Source organism: Pseudomonas rhizozeae (assembly GCF_031583775.1).
Taxonomy (GTDB): Bacteria; Pseudomonadota; Gammaproteobacteria; order Pseudomonadales; family Pseudomonadaceae; genus Aquipseudomonas.
Genome location: NZ_JAVLSB010000063.1, coordinates 1 through 15,391, shown reverse-complemented (window position 1 = coordinate 15,391; position 15,391 = coordinate 1). Strand labels below are relative to the sequence as shown.

Annotated in this window: 12 protein-coding genes and 1 pseudogene; 8 read left to right on the top strand and 5 right to left on the bottom strand. The window is 62.4% G+C overall.

From position 1 onward, the window contains the following. Positions 1 to 176 precede the first annotated feature (176 nt). Together RG836_RS22450 and RG836_RS22445 are read right to left on the bottom strand one after the other, a co-directional pair. Positions 177 to 2,351 (bottom strand): xanthine dehydrogenase family protein molybdopterin-binding subunit, encoded by a 2,175-nt coding sequence (locus tag RG836_RS22450; RefSeq protein ID WP_310849674.1) that lies wholly within the window; start codon positions 2,349 to 2,351, stop codon positions 177 to 179. A gap of 1 nt (position 2,352) precedes the next feature. Next, on the bottom strand, positions 2,353 to 2,832 hold the full coding sequence (locus tag RG836_RS22445) for a (2Fe-2S)-binding protein (protein WP_310849672.1): 480 nt from the start codon (positions 2,830 to 2,832) through the stop codon (positions 2,353 to 2,355). Positions 2,833 to 3,035: 203 nt separating this feature from the next. On the opposite strand from RG836_RS22445, the pseudogene RG836_RS22440 reads away from it, so the two are divergent. Further along, positions 3,036 to 3,914 (top strand): annotated as a pseudogene (locus RG836_RS22440) (winged helix-turn-helix domain-containing protein); the annotation flags it as partial. Between the two features lie 657 nt (positions 3,915 to 4,571). On the opposite strand, the gene RG836_RS22435 reads toward RG836_RS22440, so the two are convergent. Beyond that, on the bottom strand, positions 4,572 to 5,507 hold the full coding sequence (locus tag RG836_RS22435) for a LysR family transcriptional regulator (RefSeq protein ID WP_310849670.1): 936 nt from the start codon (positions 5,505 to 5,507) through the stop codon (positions 4,572 to 4,574). 188 nt (positions 5,508 to 5,695) lie between these two features. Here RG836_RS22435 and RG836_RS22430 point away from each other — a divergent pair, with 188 nt between their 5' ends. The 5 genes from RG836_RS22430 (at position 5,696) to RG836_RS22410 (ending at position 9,845) form a co-directional block, all read left to right on the top strand. After that, complete coding sequence (locus RG836_RS22430; RefSeq protein WP_310849668.1) at positions 5,696 to 6,292, top strand: paraquat-inducible protein A; 597 nt, start codon at positions 5,696 to 5,698, stop codon at positions 6,290 to 6,292. A gap of 34 nt (positions 6,293 to 6,326) precedes the next feature. Beyond that, the gene (locus tag RG836_RS22425) at positions 6,327 to 7,979 is read left to right on the top strand and encodes a PqiB family protein (protein WP_310849667.1); all 1,653 of its coding nucleotides are present in this window, start codon (positions 6,327 to 6,329) and stop codon (positions 7,977 to 7,979) included. A gap of 16 nt (positions 7,980 to 7,995) precedes the next feature. Then, positions 7,996 to 8,559: a PqiC family protein gene (locus RG836_RS22420; RefSeq protein ID WP_310849665.1), complete on the top strand. Its 564-nt coding sequence runs from the start codon at positions 7,996 to 7,998 to the stop codon at positions 8,557 to 8,559. 16 nt (positions 8,560 to 8,575) lie between these two features. Further along, entirely contained in the window at positions 8,576 to 9,208 is a 633-nt protein-coding gene (locus tag RG836_RS22415; protein ID WP_310849664.1) for a DNA-3-methyladenine glycosylase family protein, read from the top strand. 148 nt (positions 9,209 to 9,356) lie between these two features. Then, a complete protein-coding gene (locus RG836_RS22410) occupies positions 9,357 to 9,845 on the top strand; it encodes a GFA family protein (protein ID WP_310849663.1) in 489 nt (162 codons plus the stop codon). Between the two features lie 57 nt (positions 9,846 to 9,902). Here the strand turns inward: RG836_RS22410 and RG836_RS22405 are convergent, their stop codons facing one another. Further along, the gene (locus RG836_RS22405) at positions 9,903 to 10,505 is read right to left on the bottom strand and encodes a MiaE family protein (RefSeq protein ID WP_310849661.1); all 603 of its coding nucleotides are present in this window, start codon (positions 10,503 to 10,505) and stop codon (positions 9,903 to 9,905) included. Positions 10,506 to 10,661: 156 nt separating this feature from the next. Between RG836_RS22405 and RG836_RS22400 the strand changes: the two genes are divergently transcribed. Next, positions 10,662 to 11,525 carry a universal stress protein gene (locus RG836_RS22400; RefSeq protein WP_310849660.1) on the top strand — a complete coding sequence of 288 codons (864 nt, stop codon included), beginning with the start codon at positions 10,662 to 10,664 and terminating at the stop codon, positions 11,523 to 11,525. Between the two features lie 68 nt (positions 11,526 to 11,593). On the opposite strand, the gene RG836_RS22395 is transcribed toward RG836_RS22400, so the two are convergent. Then, on the bottom strand, positions 11,594 to 12,064 hold the full coding sequence (locus RG836_RS22395) for a DUF1289 domain-containing protein (RefSeq protein WP_310849659.1): 471 nt from the start codon (positions 12,062 to 12,064) through the stop codon (positions 11,594 to 11,596). A 465-nt stretch (positions 12,065 to 12,529) separates the two neighbouring features. On the opposite strand from RG836_RS22395, the gene acnB reads away from it, so the two are divergent. Beyond that, complete coding sequence (acnB, locus tag RG836_RS22390; protein ID WP_310849715.1) at positions 12,530 to 15,130, top strand: bifunctional aconitate hydratase 2/2-methylisocitrate dehydratase; 2,601 nt, start codon at positions 12,530 to 12,532, stop codon at positions 15,128 to 15,130. Positions 15,131 to 15,391: the final 261 nt, after the last annotated feature.

Sequence of the window (15,391 nt, the reverse complement as noted above, 5' to 3'; positions counted from 1 at the left end):
GGGCAAGCCCGCTCCCACAGGGATTTGTGGTGTTGCTCATTACTGCTTACACCACCGAAACCTGTGGGAGCGGGCTTGCCCGCGATGGCGTACTGTCAGGCGACACATTTTCATTGCCTGAAGTAATGCCTTCGCGAGCAGGCTCGCTCCCACCGTGTCTCCAGTGCTGAGGCCCCTTACACCGACTGCAACAACGTCGGATCCACCGGGTAGTTGCGCAACCGCTTGCCACTGGCCGCAAACACCGCATTCAACACCGCCGGCATCACCACCGCCGTGCCGATTTCACCGATGCCGCCCGGCTCTTCGTGGCTGTCCACCAAATACACTTCGACCTTGGGCGCCTGGTTGATGCGCAGGATCGGGTAGTCGTGGAAGTTGCTTTGCTCCACCCGGCCATTGTTCAGCGTGATCTTGCCGAACAGCGCTGCGGTCAAGCCGTACAACTGACCGCCCTGGATCTGCGCGATGACCCCGTCCGGGTTGATCGCCTGTCCGCAATCGATGGCAGTGACGATGCGCGTCACCGTCACCTGGCCGTCCTTGCCCACGGTCGCGTCCAGCACGATCGCCGCGAAGCTGTTCCACGACGTCACCACCGCCACCCCGCGCCCGCTGCCGGGCACCGTTGTCGTTGGCTGGCCCCAGCCAGCCTTTTCCGCCGCCAGGTCGAGCACCGCCAGCGCCCGTGGCTTGCTTTTCAGCAAGGTCCGGCGATACGCCACCGGATCTTGCCCGGCATTGGCCGCGAGTTCATCGACGAAGTTTTCCAGCACCCCCATGTTGTGCGTCGGCCCTACGCCGCGCCAGAAACCGGTGGTCAGCCCGGCCGGTTCATGGGCGACGAACTCCACGTACAGGTTATCGAAGTCATAGGAGCTTTCGGCGCCGTCGATGGCGTCCGGATCGAGGCCGTTGGCCATCCACTGCGGGGCATAACGCGCCGAGACCGCCGAGCCGGAAAAGCGGTGGCGCAGCGCGGTGGGCTGGCCCTTGGCATCGACCACCGCGGCGATTTCGTCGTAGTAGTGCGGTCGATAGACGTCGTGGCGCATGTCTTCTTCGCGGCTCCACGTCACCTTCAGCGGGACCTTGGCCTGCAACGCCAGGCGCGTGGCCTGCTCGACGAAATCGACATCCAGGCGGCGGCCGAATCCACCCCCGAGCAGGTAGTTGTGAATCTGCACCTTCTCCACTGCCAGACCGGTCAACTTGGCCACCGCGGCTTGCGCGCGAACCGGCGCCTGGGTGCCGAGCCATAGCTCACATTTATCTTTGGATACGCGCACGGTGCAGTTCATCGGCTCCATGGTCGCGTGCGCCAGGTTCGGCGAGTGGTAGACCGCCTCAATCTGCCGTGCACCCGGCGCTTTCAAGGCCTCGTCGAAGCTGCCTTTTTCCTTGGCAATGATGCCCTTGCCCTTGAGCGCCTCGACCAGCGCTGCCTGCATCTGCTCGGTGGACGCGGCACCGTTGACCCCGTCACTCCACTCGACCGTCAACGCCGCCAGGCCCTTGCGCGCCGCCCCCGTGTGCTCGGCGATCACCGCGACCACGTCATCCAGCACGATCACCTGCTTGACGCCACGGACTTGCAGCGCCGGCGCCTGATCGACCTTGGCCACCTTGCCGCCGAGCACCGGGCTGGCGACCACGGCGGCGTGGAGCATGCCAGGGATTTTCGCGTCGATGCCGAACAACGCCGTGCCATTGACCTTGCCCGCGCTGTCGTTGCGATGGCGGGACGTGCCGATCAGGGTGAAATCCGCCGGTTTCTTCAACTCGGCATCCGCCGGCACCGGCAGTTTGGCGGCGACCGGCAACAGCGCCGCGTAAGACAACGAACGGCCACTGGCGACATGCAGCACCTGGGCGTTTTGCGCCTTGCAACTGTCCGGCGTGACCTTCCATTGCTTGGCCGCCGCGCTCACCAGCAACACGCGAACGGTCGCTGCCGCCTTGCGCATGCTGGCGTAACCGGCGCGGATACTCGCCGAGCCGCCGGTCAATTGTGTGCCGAAAATCGGGTGCTTGTAGGTCGCTTCATTGGCCGGTGCCTGTTCGATGTGCACGCTGGACAGCGGCACTTCCAGCTCTTCGGCCACCAGCATCGCCACCGAGGTGAAAATCCCCTGGCCCATTTCCACGAACGGCACGATCAAGGTCACGGCGCCATCGGGTTGCAGACGGATAAAGGCATTCGGTTGCAAGGATTTGCCCGGCGCCGTGGTGGCCGCCAGTGCGCTGACCGGCCAATGCATGGCCACGAGTAAACCACCGCTGGCGGTGAGGCTGGATACCAGGAAATTACGTCGGGTCAGGCCTTTTTTCGCAGTCGATTCAATCGCCATCTCAGGCCTCCAACGGCAGTGCGGTGGCGAGGCCCGCCGCTTGCTTGATCGCATCGCGGATACGCACATAAGTGCCGCAACGGCAGATATTGCCGGCCATGGCCGCGTCGATATCAGCGTCCGTGGGTTTGGGATTGCTCGCCAGCAACGCGGTGGCGGACATGATCTGCCCCGACTGGCAGTAGCCGCATTGCACCACCTCGGCATTCAGCCAGGCGGCCTGGATTTTCTTGCCGGCGTCGGTTTCGCCAATGTGCTCGATGGTGATGATCGGCTGGCTGACCACCGCCGAGACGGGTGTTACGCAGGAACGGATCGCGGTGCCGTTCAGGTGCACGGTGCAGGCGCCACACAGCGCCATGCCGCAGCCGAATTTGGTCCCGGTCATGCCCAGCACGTCTCGCAACACCCAGAGCAGCGGGGTGTCGTCATCGACGTCCACGGTATGGTCTACGCCATTAATGTTGATGGTCTGGCTCATTGTTTTCCTCATCGGCAATGCATTGCCACGGCAACGTCAGGCCTGACAGTGCCGCTGCGGGACGGGAAAAGGCAGTGAGATGTTGTGGATTATTGTGAAGGGCCGCGCCGGGGGATCAACTCGGCCGTCGGCTGATTGTGAACCACAGGTTCAATACGCATTAACTTTTGTGCACCTTATCCCGTCCCGCCGCACTCCGTAACATGCCGAAGGTACAGGCCTCCGGCCGGGCCAGCCTTGAACTCGCCACGGGGAACACCATGCTCGACAGCCCTTCCTCGCTCACCACCGCAGACTCCCCTGCGGACTTCCCCGCCGTGGCGGACGAAAGCGTGATTCGCTTCGGCCCGTTTCGCGTATCGGTCAGCCAGCAATTGCTGTTTCGCGACGAACAACCGGTAGCCCTGGGCTCGCGGGCGTTTGACGTGCTGGCGGTGCTGCTGGAGAAACGGGGGGAGATCGTCGACAAGCACCACTTGATCGCCCGCGTCTGGCCCAACCTGGTGGTGGAAGAATGCAACCTGCGCACGCAGATCCTGGCGCTGCGCAAGGCCCTGTGCTTGGGGGAAGCATCGCCGTGCTGCATCGTGACAGTGCCGCGACGCGGCTATCGATTTGTTGTACCGGTCAATGCGCCGAGCAATGCCGCGAGCAACACACCGGAGGTCAATCACCGCACGAGGTCGGCTCTGAAGACCTTGCCGGCGCCCCTGATCGAGCTGATCGGTCGCAGCAGCGAGTTGCGCGCCCTCCTCCAGCGCCTGCGCCGACAACGTCTAGTGACCCTGACCGGACCCGCCGGCGTCGGCAAAAGTGCCCTGGCTCTCGCGGCCGCCCACGCCAACAGCGCGGCCTATCCCGGCGGTTGTTACTTGATTGATCTGGCGGACGGCCGCCCGGCGAACCTCATCGAACGGATCGCCCGCGCCCTGCAAATGGACGCACTGCACGGTGAATCGGCCACGCATCTTGGCCAACGCCTGGGCAGCCGCCCCGTGCTGCTGCTGATCGATAATCTCGACCGGCAGGACACTTCATTCAGCGAAGCCCTGCAAGACCTGCGTCAGTGGGCCGAGCACTTGCACCTGTTGGTCACCTGCCGCGAACCGTTGCACGTGCCCGGTGAATCAGTGCTGCGGCTCCTACCGTTACCGAGCGCCAGGCCCGGTGCAGTGCGCACGGTCGCCGAGGCCATGTCATGGCCGGCGATTCAGCTGTTTGTCGAGCGCGCGCAAGCGGCCGGCGAGTTTGCCGTGACCCCGCGCAACCTGGCAGACGTGGTGGCGCTGTGTCACGCACTCGACGGTTTGCCCTTCGCCTTGCAGCTGGCCGCCGCCCACGTCGAAACTTTCGGCGTTCGCACCTTGCTGGAGGAGCTGCGTGAGGATGGCGGTTTCTTGAAGCTGGAGTATCCGGGCGCCAGTCGCCGCCACCCGTCATTGGCGGCGTTGTATGAGGATCAACTGTCGAGCCTGAGCCACGCCGAACTGGCGTTAGCACAGCGGCTCGGCGCTATCGACGGCCCGTTCACCCTGCGCAGCGTGCGCGCGATCAGTGCGGGCGGGGCGTTCGACGGGGTGCCGGTCGCGCACCTCTTGGCCCGGCTCGTCAGCCGATCACTGGTGCTAGGGGAATTGCAACGCGACCGCACCCGCTACCGGATGCTGTCGACCCTGCGCCTGAGCCTGTCGCAAGCGGTGCCCGATTGGCAAAACACGGTGCACTGGCAGCCGCTGGTGCTACCGGTTGCAGGCCTGGAAAAAGTCGATGAACGCTCGCAGCTTGCCGGGCATCTGCGCGCGACTGGGGTAATACAGATGGAAGGCTTCAGCGGGCGGCGAATACTTTTCCAGCAGCGGGACCAATAAGCCGCTGGCCAACTCCGCCTCGGCAAACGGCCGGAACGCCAGCGCCAGACCACAGCCCATGCGCGCCGCCGACACCGTCGTGCGCATTTCATCCAGCATCAGCCGTCCTTTGACATCAATCTCGATGCTGGCCTTGCCCAAACGAAAGGTCCAGCTGAGGATCCGCGTGCGGTTGTTCAGGCGCTGGCGAATGCAGTCGTGGTTGAGCAAGTCCTCCGGGGTGTGCAGCGGCGCCGAACGCGCCAGGTAGTCCGGCGAACCGACCACCAGCAACGGCTGCAAGCCACCCAGTGGCACCGCGATCATGTCGCGCTGCAAGGCGTGGCCGAGGCGGATGCCGGCATCAAAACCACCACCGACGATATCGCTCAGGCCGTTGTCCACGGAAAAATCCAGGGTGATGTCCGGGTATTGCGCCAGAAAGTCCTGCACATGGGGTTCGATCAGTGACGCATAGGCCACGTAGGAGGTATTGACTCTCAGCGCGCCATACGGCCGGGTCGCAGTGTCGTGTACCCGTTGCACCGACGCACGGATCTGCTCCAGTGCCGGCGCGAGGGTATCGAGCAGTTGCGTGCCGGATTCGGTCAGGCCGACGCTGCGGGTGGTGCGGTTGAACAGGCGCACGCCAAGTTGTGCTTCAAGCTGCTTGACGGTTTTCGACATCGCCGTCGGCGTCACCTCCAGCTCCGCGGCCGCGCGGGCGAAACTCATGTGCCGCGCCACGCATTCGAAGGCGATCAACCCCGGCAGGTGGACCGGACGGGCGCCGGGAATCGGCTCGGGCAAAGTGGACTTCATATTCATTGCAGCGTCCTGGAAATCTGGCGAAGCGCATCCCGCGGCCCGCGTTTGTTGTGTGCGCGGGCCCCGGGGACTGCGGCGTCAAGAATAAACCGAAGCCGCGCGCGCCGGGCAGCGATTTGCTCAATCTCCACACGATTCTATATTGTGTGGGTGCTGTGCCTTTTCCTGCCTTGCCTTGAGCGTGTTCCATGGTGACCAACGACCGGCTGATCATTTGTGAGCACTGTGACTGCGTCTACGAAAAAGTCACCCTCGCCAAACATCAGAAAACCCTATGCCTGCGCTGCGGCGGCGTGTTGCAGCGCTATAACGGCTTGACCGTGCAACAACGCCTGGCCTTGAGTTTTACCGCGGCGATGCTGTGGGTGTTCGCCAATTTTTACCCGGTGATGAGCATCGGCCTGCAGGGTCGCAAAAACAGCGCGACGCTGTGGGATTCGGTCTTGGCGCTGAGCCAGGGGCCGATCACGTTTATTGCCCTGGTGGCGGCGATTTCGATCATCATTGCCCCGGTGTTCCAGTTACTGTTGCTGATCTGGGTCTTGAGCTTCGCCCTCAGCGGCCAGCGTTGCCCCGGTTTCAAACTGTGCATGCGCTGGCTGGAAACCCTGCGCCCTTGGAGCATGCTTGAAGTCTGCCTGCTGGGCGCGATGGTCGCGGTGTTCAAACTCGCCGGGCTGCTCGACGTGCTGCCTGGTATCGGCTTGTTCGCCCTTGCCGCCCTCAGCCTGCTGCTGATCCGCATTGCCGGGCGCGACGTCCGCGATTTATGGGATGTGTTATGACGACTTACCCTTTTGCACCACGAGGAGATCACGGATGAACCCGCATAACCCTGACGAACGTCCCGAGCCTGGCCGGGCCGCCGTCAAGACCCGACGCTTCAGCGTATCGCTGGTGTGGATCGTGCCGATCGTCGCGGTGCTGGTGGGGATCTCGCTGGTGGTGCACAGCATCCTGCAGGAAGGGCCGACCATCACCCTGACCTTCAAGACCGGCGACGGTCTGACCGCCAACAAAACCGAGGTGCGCTACCGCAACGTGGTGATCGGCCATGTGTCCGACGTCGAATTGAGCGATGACCAGAAAAATGTGGTGGCCACGGTTAAACTGGCCAAGCAAGCGGAAACCTTCACCCGCGAAGACTCGAAATTCTGGGTGGTGCGACCGCGGATAGGCGCGGGTGGCGTGTCGGGGATCGATACCTTGCTGTCCGGTGACTACATCGGTGCCGACATCGGCCAGTCCAACAACCGCGCGAAAAGCTTCAAGGGCCTGGAGAACCCGCCGCCGATCACCTACGGCGAACCTGGCAAGCGCTTCACCCTGCGCACTCAGGACCTTGGTTCGCTGGACATCGGTTCACCGGTCTACTACCGCAAGATCCCGGTCGGTCAGGTGGTGGCCTATGCCCTGGACGCCGACGGCAAAGGGGTCAACCTGGAAGTATTCATCCACGCGCCCAACGATGCCTACGTCACCGAAAACACCCGGTTCTGGAACGTCAGCGGCATCGACCTCAGCGTCGGCGCCAATGGCTTCGCGTTGAAGACTGAATCACTGTCGTCGATGCTGGTGGGCGGCATCGCCTTCCGCGCGCCGATCTACAGCCCCGACGATAAACCCGCCGCGGAAAACACCGGGTACGATTTGTTCGCCGACCAGACCACCGCCCTCGCCCCACCGAACGGCAAGCCGCAGTACCTGACCATGCGCTTCGACCAGGCCTTGCGCGGGCTCAAGGTGGATGCGCCGGTGGAATTCCTCGGCATCGAGTTCGGCCGCGTGGTGTCGGTCAACCTGGATTTCGACGAAGCCACCAAGACCTTCCCGGTGCAGGTGGGCGTGGTGATTTATCCGCAACGGCTGGGCCAGGCCAATGTGAAGATGCTCAAGGCGCTGAACCACAACCCGGATGACGAAGCTGCCGGTGCGCGGTTGATCGGCACCTTTATCCAGAACGGCTTGCGCGCCCAGGCGCGCAGCGGCAATTTGCTGACCGGCCAGTTGTACATCGCCATGGACTTCTACCCGAAAGCCCCGAAAGTCGCGTTCGACCCGAACGCCCGGCCGGTGGTGATCCCGACCCTGCCCGGCAGCCTCGAACAGTTGCAGGAGAAATTCCAGACGATGATCGACAAGATCAACGCGCTGCCGGTGGAGCGCATCGCCAGCAACCTCGACGGCAACCTGGTGGAACTGCGCAAAGGCCTGGCGCAGTTCAACGCCAAGACACTGCCCGGCGTGCAAACCACTTTGCAAGACGTGAGCAAAACCCTGCAATCGGCCAATTCGACCCTGGCCGAAGACTCGCCGCAACGCGAACAACTCAAGCAAACCATGGACGAGGTCAGCCGCATGTCGCGCTCGCTGCGCGAACTGTCGGACTACCTGGGCCGCAACCCGGAATCGCTGCTGCGCGGCCGGCCGAAAGACGCACCGGCGCAAGACTTGCGGCCATCGGGTAATTGATCAAAGGACTCTGCGCATGACGCTTTCGTTGAAACTTCCTCTGCTGGGCATGGCGTTGCTGCTGGCCGCGTGCCGTAGCGACCCGATCCACTATCACACGCTGATCCCGCCGCAGGATGCCGGGACCATTCCCGGCACCAGCAGCCAGATTCAGTTCGAGGCGCTGACCGTGCCGCCCCAGGTCGACCGCCCGCAAATGGTGGTGCGCCAGGGCAACAGCGGCTTGGCGATCCTCGAAACCGAATGGTGGGGGGCGAGCCTGATGGATGAAATGCAGAACGCCCTGGTCGATCAACTGGCCAATGCCAGCCTGAGCCGTCGCTATTCGCTGCGAGTGGATGTGCAACGGTTCGATTCGATTCCCGGTCAGTACGGTTTGATCGACGCCACCTGGCGCCTGCGCCCGCTGGAGCCCGGCAATCCGGCGCTGTTCAAGACCTGCCGCAGCGTGCTGCAAACCCCGTCCGGCGCAAGCCTGGATGAACTGGTGACGGCGCAGCAGAACAACGTCAAACGCCTTGCGGCGGCGATCGTGCAAGGCGCCAACAGCGCCGGCAATGCGTGCCCGCCGAACCGTTGAGGCCAGGCCATCATTGATGAGCGACCCTTACCGCGCGGCCAGCGAGTTTCTCGCCGCTTTGGATGACGACTGGCGGCGCCATGTCGCCGCCATCGGCCCGTGCCTGCATCAACCGAAACCGGCCCGCGATCCCTACGAAGCGTTGGTGCGGGCGATTGCCTATCAGCAACTGCATGCCAGGGCCGGCGACGCGATTGTCGGGCGTTTGCTGGGGCTGTATCCCTCAAGTCCGTTTCCGGCGCCGACGCAATTGCTGGCCACCGAATTCGACGCACTGCGCGGTTGCGGCTTCTCGGCGCGCAAGATCGCCACGATCCAGGGCATCGCCCAAGCGACCCTGGACGGCGTGGTGCCGGATTACCCGACGGCCTTGGCCATGGACGATGAAGCATTGATCGAACGCCTGGTCAGCCTGCATGGCGTCGGTCGCTGGACCGTTGAGATGCTGTTGATTTACAGCCTGGAACGCCCGGACATTCTGCCGGCGGACGACTTCGGCGTGCGCGAAGGTTACCGCCGATTGAAGGGACTGGAAGTGCAACCCACCCGCAAGCAGATGATCGAGGTTGGACGGGCCTGGAGTCCCTTCCGGACCGTGGCGGCGTGGTATTTGTGGCGGGTGCCGAGTCCGGCGCTTAACCAGAAATAGCGCCCAGCACAAATCACCACTGGGAGCGGGCTTTCCCGCGAATCGGCCAGCATCGTCATCGCCGCTTCCGGACCGACCGTCAATTTCCAAGGAAACCAGCCAGAGGTCATGGCTGTCTCAACCCGTGCACACTCACGGAGGCTTGACCATGCAACTCGAAGGTTCCTGCCATTGCGGCGCGGTGTCGTTCGACCTGACCAGCGCCCACCCCTACCCTTATCAACGCTGCTATTGCTCGATCTGCCGCAAAACCCAGGGCGGCGGCGGTTTTGCGATCAACATTGCCGGCGACGCCAACAGCCTGCAGGTGCGTGGGCGCAAGCACATTGCGATTTATCACGCGAAGCTCAAGGAACCTGGCGACCAGCGCGCCCATCGCAGCACGGCAGAGCGGCATTTTTGCTCGGTGTGCGGCTCGGGGCTGTGGCTGTTCAGCCCGGAATGGCCGGACCTGATCCACCCGTTCGCCTCGGCCATCGACACCCCGCTGCCGGTGCCGCCGCAGACCACCCACCTGATGCTCGGCTCCCGGGCGCCGTGGGTGGAGGTCGAGGTGAAGCCTAAGGACAAGCAGTTTGAGGTGTACCCCGAGGAGTCAATAGCGCAGTGGCATGAGCGGCTGGGGTTGGTGAAGTGAGGTGAGCTCGCCAGGCGTGAGATAGCCTTCGCGAGCAGGCTCGCTCCCATAGCGAGGTTATGCCGGCACGCCGCTGTGGAAGCGAAATTCCACGTCTGGCGATTCGATCAGCTCTTGCTCGGCCACGCGGACCCGGTCGATCACCTGTGCGATGTCCTTGGCGTCGCCGTACTGGTAGGCCAGCTTCAGGTACCCCTGGAAGTGCCGCGCCTCGCTCTTCAGAAGGCCGAAGTAAAACTTGCCGAGTTCCTCGTCCAGATGCGGCACCAGCGCTTCGAAACGCTCGCAGCTGCGAGCTTCGATGAAAGCACCGACCACCAGCGTGTCGACCAGTTTCACCGGTTCGTGGCTGCGCACCACTTTGCGCAAACCCGAGGCATAGCGCCCGGCGGACAACTGGCGCAGCTCGATTTTGCGGCGTTTCATCAGGCGCATCACTTGCTCGTGGTGCACCAGCTCTTCGCGCGCCAGGCGCGACATCAGATTGATCAGGTCGACGTGGGAATGGTATTTAGCGATCAGGCTCAGCGCAGTGCTGGCAGCCTTGAATTCGCAGTTCTTGTGGTCGATCAGCAGGGTTTCCTGATCCGCCAGCGCCGCCTGGACCCAGCCATCGGGGGTGCGGCAGCCGAGGAACTCGTGAATTTCGGGAAGGATCATGGGGCTCACGGACAAAAAGGTTCGTAACAAAGGGCGCCGATTATACCGACCGGCCCGCAGACCACCAGTCGCCGTCGTTGACAGGCATCAATGCTCGCTTTGCCGGGCAGCAACTATAGTTGTGCAACGCTGTTTTTTTTTCTGGAGATCGCGATCATGCAAGCCATCCGCAGCATCCTGGTGGTCATCGAGCCGGAACACCCGGAAAGCCTGGCCCTCAAGCGCGCCACACTGATCGCCGGGGTGACTCAGGCGCACTTGCACCTGCTGATCTGTGACAAGAAACACGACCATTCCGAACACCTCAGGACGCTCAAAGACGCGCTGCTGGAGGACGGCCACTGTGTCACCACCGAGCAGGCATGGAATGAAAGCCTGCATGAAACCATCGTCCTGGTGCAGCAGGCCGAGGGCTGCGGCCTGGTGATCAAGCAGCATTTTCCCGACAGCTCATTGAAAAAAGCCCTACTGACCCCGGCCGACTGGAAGCTTCTGCGCCACTGCCCGACCCCGGTGCTGCTGGTGAAAACCGCCAACTCTTGGAAGGACGGGGTGATTCTGGCGGCCATCGACGTCGGCAACACTGACTTGGAGCACCGACACCTGCACGGGACGATCATCGATCACGGCTACGACATCGCGCGCCTGGCCAAGGCGCATTTGCATGTGATCAGCGCGCACCCGTCACCGATGCTGTCCGCCGCCGACCCGGTGTTCCAGCTCAAGGAAACCATCGAAGCCAGTTATCGCGAGCAGTGCCGGGCGTTTCAGGCGGAATTCGACATCGACGACGAACACCTGCACATCGAAGAAGGCCCGGCGGACGTGTTGATCCCCTTCATGGCCAACAAGCTCAAAGCCGCCGTGGTCGTCATCGGCACCGTGGCCCGCAGCGGGCTGTCGGGGGCGCTGATCGGCAATACCGCGGAAGTGGTGCTGGATGCGGTGGAGAGCGATGTGCTGGTGCTCAAGCCAGAGGAAGTGGCGGATCATCTCGAGGAGCTGGTTGTGGGGAGGTAAGCGAGAGCGGCAAGCTTTGAGCTTCAAGCTTCAGGAACGTGTTCAACGATCCAACCCCCCACCACTGCTCAGCCGCCAAACGCATCCTTTAAAAAACCCGGCGCGATGTAGCGCTGGTAATGCGCCTCGGACAGCAAGAAAAACTCGCGATCGATGGCATCACGCAACTCCGGCAGCGCCCACTCACGAAATTCCGGCAGCAGCACCATGCCGTAGGCTTCCAGATTGTTGATCACCCGCGCCCCCCGGGCGATCAACTGGTAGGCCCAGCAGTATTCCGACTGATGCGGCACGAAGCGGATTTTCCGTTGCTCCAATTGCAGGCGCAGCAACGCCGGATCGAAAATCTCCAGTTTGCTGGCCATCACCTGTGACAGCAGTTGCTCCAGACGCAGCCACACCGCGGTTTTCGCATCCTCGTCGTAACCGTTCCAGTGAATCACTTCATGGTGGAAACGCTTGCAGCCACGGCACACCAAGTCACCGTAAACAGTGGAGCAGAGGCCGACGCAGGGGGTCTTGATGGTCTGATTGGGCATAGAAGGCAGCATACGGAAAAGCGGAACAGGTCGGCATGTTAGCCCTTTGCCGGGCATTCATCACCCCTCAAACACTAGGGGCTCAGGGCCCGGCGAACCGGCACGCGCCGCGCATTACGCCACCAAAGTCCAATAACCCCCGGCTTACGTTAATTTTTTTTTTGCCGTAGAATCAGCCAGCCTTTTTAGGCGCCAATGTCCGTTAGAAGCTGTTTTCAAAGCGTCACGAGCACAGTCGTTCCTTCAGAGTGGTGTTGGCGGTGATTTTTTCCAGCGGGGAAACAATCAGCGCCGACCCTCATCAGCTCCCCTCTCTGCAGGCGTAAAACTTTGAAAGCAGCTTCTGTAAGGAATGTCCGGTAATTCTGGCTAAGTGGCCCACAACGCCACACAGCGCATGAGTACGGTCATTTCGGGATGAGCGTCCCGGACACCCATTTGGGACCACTGATGAGGGTAATAACTGTGCTTGAAGCCTACCGCAAACATATCGAAGAGCGTGCAGCCCTGGGTATCGTTCCCCAGCCGCTTAACGCCGAACAAACCGCAGGCCTGGTCGAGCTGCTGAAGAATCCTCCGGCCGGCGAAGAAGCTTTCCTGGTTGACCTGATCACCAATCGCGTTCCACCAGGCGTTGACGAAGCCGCTTACGTCAAGGCCGGTTTCCTCTCCGCCCTGGCCAAAGGCGAAGTCAGCTCCCCTCTGCTCGACAAGAAACGCGCCGTTGAACTGCTGGGCACCATGCAGGGCGGCTACAACATCGTGACCCTGGTCGACCTGCTCGACAGCGCTGAACTGGCGCCGGTCGCCGCCGCTCAACTCAAGCACACCCTGCTGATGTTCGACGCCTTCCACGACGTCGCCGAAAAAGCACGCAACGGTAACGAACACGCCAAAGGCGTGATCCAGTCCTGGGCCGACGGCGAGTGGTTCAAAAACCGCCCGGTCCTGGCCGACAAGATCAGCCTGCGCGTGTTCAAGGTCACCGGCGAAACCAACACCGACGACCTGTCCCCTGCCCCCGACGCCTGGTCCCGTCCGGACATCCCGCTGCACGCCCTCGCCATGCTGAAAATGGCTCGCGACGGTATCGTGCCAGACGTCCAGGGCTCCATCGGCCCGATGAAGCAAATCGAAGAAATGCGTAACTCCGGCTTCCCGATCGCCTACGTCGGCGACGTGGTCGGTACCGGTTCTTCCCGTAAGTCTGCCACCAACTCGGTGCTGTGGTTCTTCGGCGACGACGTCCCGCACGTGCCGAACAAGCGTGCTGGCGGCTTCTGCTTCGGCAGCAAGATCGCTCCTATCTTCTACAACACCATGGAAGATGCCGGCGCCCTGCCGATCGAATTCGACGTCACCAACATGAACATGGGCGACGTGATCGACCTGTACCCGCATGCCGGCAAAGTCTGCAAGCACGGTACCGATGAAGTCCTGACTACCTTCGAAATGAAGACGCCAGTGCTGTTGGACGAAGTCCGTGCCGGCGGTCGTATCCCGCTGATCATCGGCCGCGGCCTGACCGAAAAGGCCCGCGCCGAACTGGGTCTGCCGGCGTTTGACCTGTTCAAGAAACCAGATGCCCCGATCGAAAGCACCAAGGGCTTCACCCTGGCGCAGAAAATGGTCGGCAAGGCGTGCGGCGTAGCCGGTGTGCGTCCTGGCACCTACTGCGAACCGAAGATGACCACCGTCGGCTCCCAGGACACCACCGGTCCGATGACCCGTGATGAACTGAAAGACCTGGCGTGCCTGGGCTTCTCCGCTGACCTGGTGATGCAGTCTTTCTGCCACACCGCGGCGTATCCGAAGCCGATCGACGTGACCACCCACCACACCCTGCCTGACTTCATCATGACCCGCGGCGGCGTTTCCCTGCGTCCGGGCGACGGCATCATCCACTCGTGGCTGAACCGCATGCTGCTGCCAGACACCGTCGGCACCGGTGGTGACTCGCACACCCGTTTCCCGATGGGCATTTCCTTCCCGGCCGGTTCCGGCCTGGTGGCCTTCGCCGCCGCCACTGGCGTGATGCCACTGGACATGCCGGAATCGATCCTGGTGCGCTTCAAGGGCAAGATGCAACCGGGCGTCACCTTGCGTGACCTGGTTCACGCCATTCCTTACTTCGCGATCCAGGCTGGCTTGCTGACCGTCGAGAAGAAAGGCAAGAAGAACGCCTTCTCCGGCCGCATCCTGGAAATCGAAGGCCTGGACAACCTGAGCATCGAGCAGGCTTTCGAGCTGTCCGACGCCTCGGCCGAACGTTCGGCTGCCGGTTGCACCATCAAGCTGTCGAAAGAGTCGATCACCGAGTACCTGAACTCCAACATCACCCTGCTGCGCTGGATGATCAGCGAAGGCTACGGCGATGTGCGCACCCTGGAACGTCGCGCCCAAGCGATGGAAGCCTGGATCGCCAACCCGGAGCTGATGGAAGCCGATGCCGACGCCGAATACGCCGAAGTGATCGAGATCGACCTGGCCGACATCAAGGAGCCTGTGCTCTGCGCGCCGAACGACCCGGACGACGCCCGTCTGCTGTCCAGCGTTGCTGGCGAGAAGATCGACGAAGTGTTCATCGGTTCGTGCATGACCAACATCGGTCACTTCCGCGCTGCCGGCAAGTTGCTGGATCAGGTCAAGGGTCAGCTGCCAACCCGTCTGTGGCTGTCGCCGCCGACCAAAATGGACGCTCACCAACTGACCGAAGAAGGCTACTACGGCATCTACGGCAAGGCCGGCGCGCGCATGGAAATGCCGGGCTGCTCGCTGTGCATGGGTAACCAGGCACGTGTAGAACCGAACTCCACCGTGGTGTCGACTTCTACCCGTAACTTCCCGAACCGTCTGGGCGACGGCGCGAACGTCTACCTGGCCTCGGCCGAGCTGGCGTCCGTTGCGTCGATCCTGGGTCGCTTGCCGACCGTCGAGGAATACATGGAATACGCAGGCAAGATCGACAGCATGGCGGCCGATGTCTACCGCTACCTGTCCTTCGACCAGATCGCCGAGTTCCGTGAATCCGCGGCGAACGCCAAGATCCCAGTGATCCAAGCCTAAGACTGCACCGCCATAAAAAACGCCGCCCCTTGAGAAAGGGGCGGCGTTTTTTTTATGCGCAGGATTTGGAACGCGAAGCGGCCCGGGCTGCATTCCCACGAGGAGCGTGGGAACGATCAAATAAAGGCTTCAGCCGACTAGCCGCCCGGAGCAGGCTCGCTCCCACAGAATCACGCGTAAACCCAAAGCCAGGTCGGCTACTAGGCCGCCTCGGCTGCTGTTGCTTTTGATCTGGCTTTTGATCTGCCCTGCCCCGTTAAC

What these genes read in the sequence shown, in the direction of transcription:
- RG836_RS22450 (WP_310849674.1), bottom strand. Translation starts at nt 2,351, where the DNA reads ATGGCGATTGAATCGACTGCGAAAAAAGGCCTGACCCGACGTAATTTC.
- RG836_RS22435 (WP_310849670.1), bottom strand. Translation starts at nt 5,507, where the DNA reads ATGAATATGAAGTCCACTTTGCCCGAGCCGATTCCCGGCGCCCGTCCG.
- RG836_RS22400 (WP_310849660.1), top strand. Translation starts at nt 10,662, where the DNA reads ATGCAAGCCATCCGCAGCATCCTGGTGGTCATCGAGCCGGAACACCCG.
- RG836_RS22395 (WP_310849659.1), bottom strand. Translation starts at nt 12,064, where the DNA reads ATGCCCAATCAGACCATCAAGACCCCCTGCGTCGGCCTCTGCTCCACT.
- RG836_RS22410 (WP_310849663.1), top strand. Translation starts at nt 9,357, where the DNA reads ATGCAACTCGAAGGTTCCTGCCATTGCGGCGCGGTGTCGTTCGACCTG.
- RG836_RS22430 (WP_310849668.1), top strand. Translation starts at nt 5,696, where the DNA reads ATGGTGACCAACGACCGGCTGATCATTTGTGAGCACTGTGACTGCGTC.
- RG836_RS22420 (WP_310849665.1), top strand. Translation starts at nt 7,996, where the DNA reads ATGACGCTTTCGTTGAAACTTCCTCTGCTGGGCATGGCGTTGCTGCTG.
- RG836_RS22415 (WP_310849664.1), top strand. Translation starts at nt 8,576, where the DNA reads ATGAGCGACCCTTACCGCGCGGCCAGCGAGTTTCTCGCCGCTTTGGAT.
- RG836_RS22445 (WP_310849672.1), bottom strand. Translation starts at nt 2,832, where the DNA reads ATGAGCCAGACCATCAACATTAATGGCGTAGACCATACCGTGGACGTC.
- RG836_RS22405 (WP_310849661.1), bottom strand. Translation starts at nt 10,505, where the DNA reads ATGATCCTTCCCGAAATTCACGAGTTCCTCGGCTGCCGCACCCCCGAT.
- RG836_RS22425 (WP_310849667.1), top strand. Translation starts at nt 6,327, where the DNA reads ATGAACCCGCATAACCCTGACGAACGTCCCGAGCCTGGCCGGGCCGCC.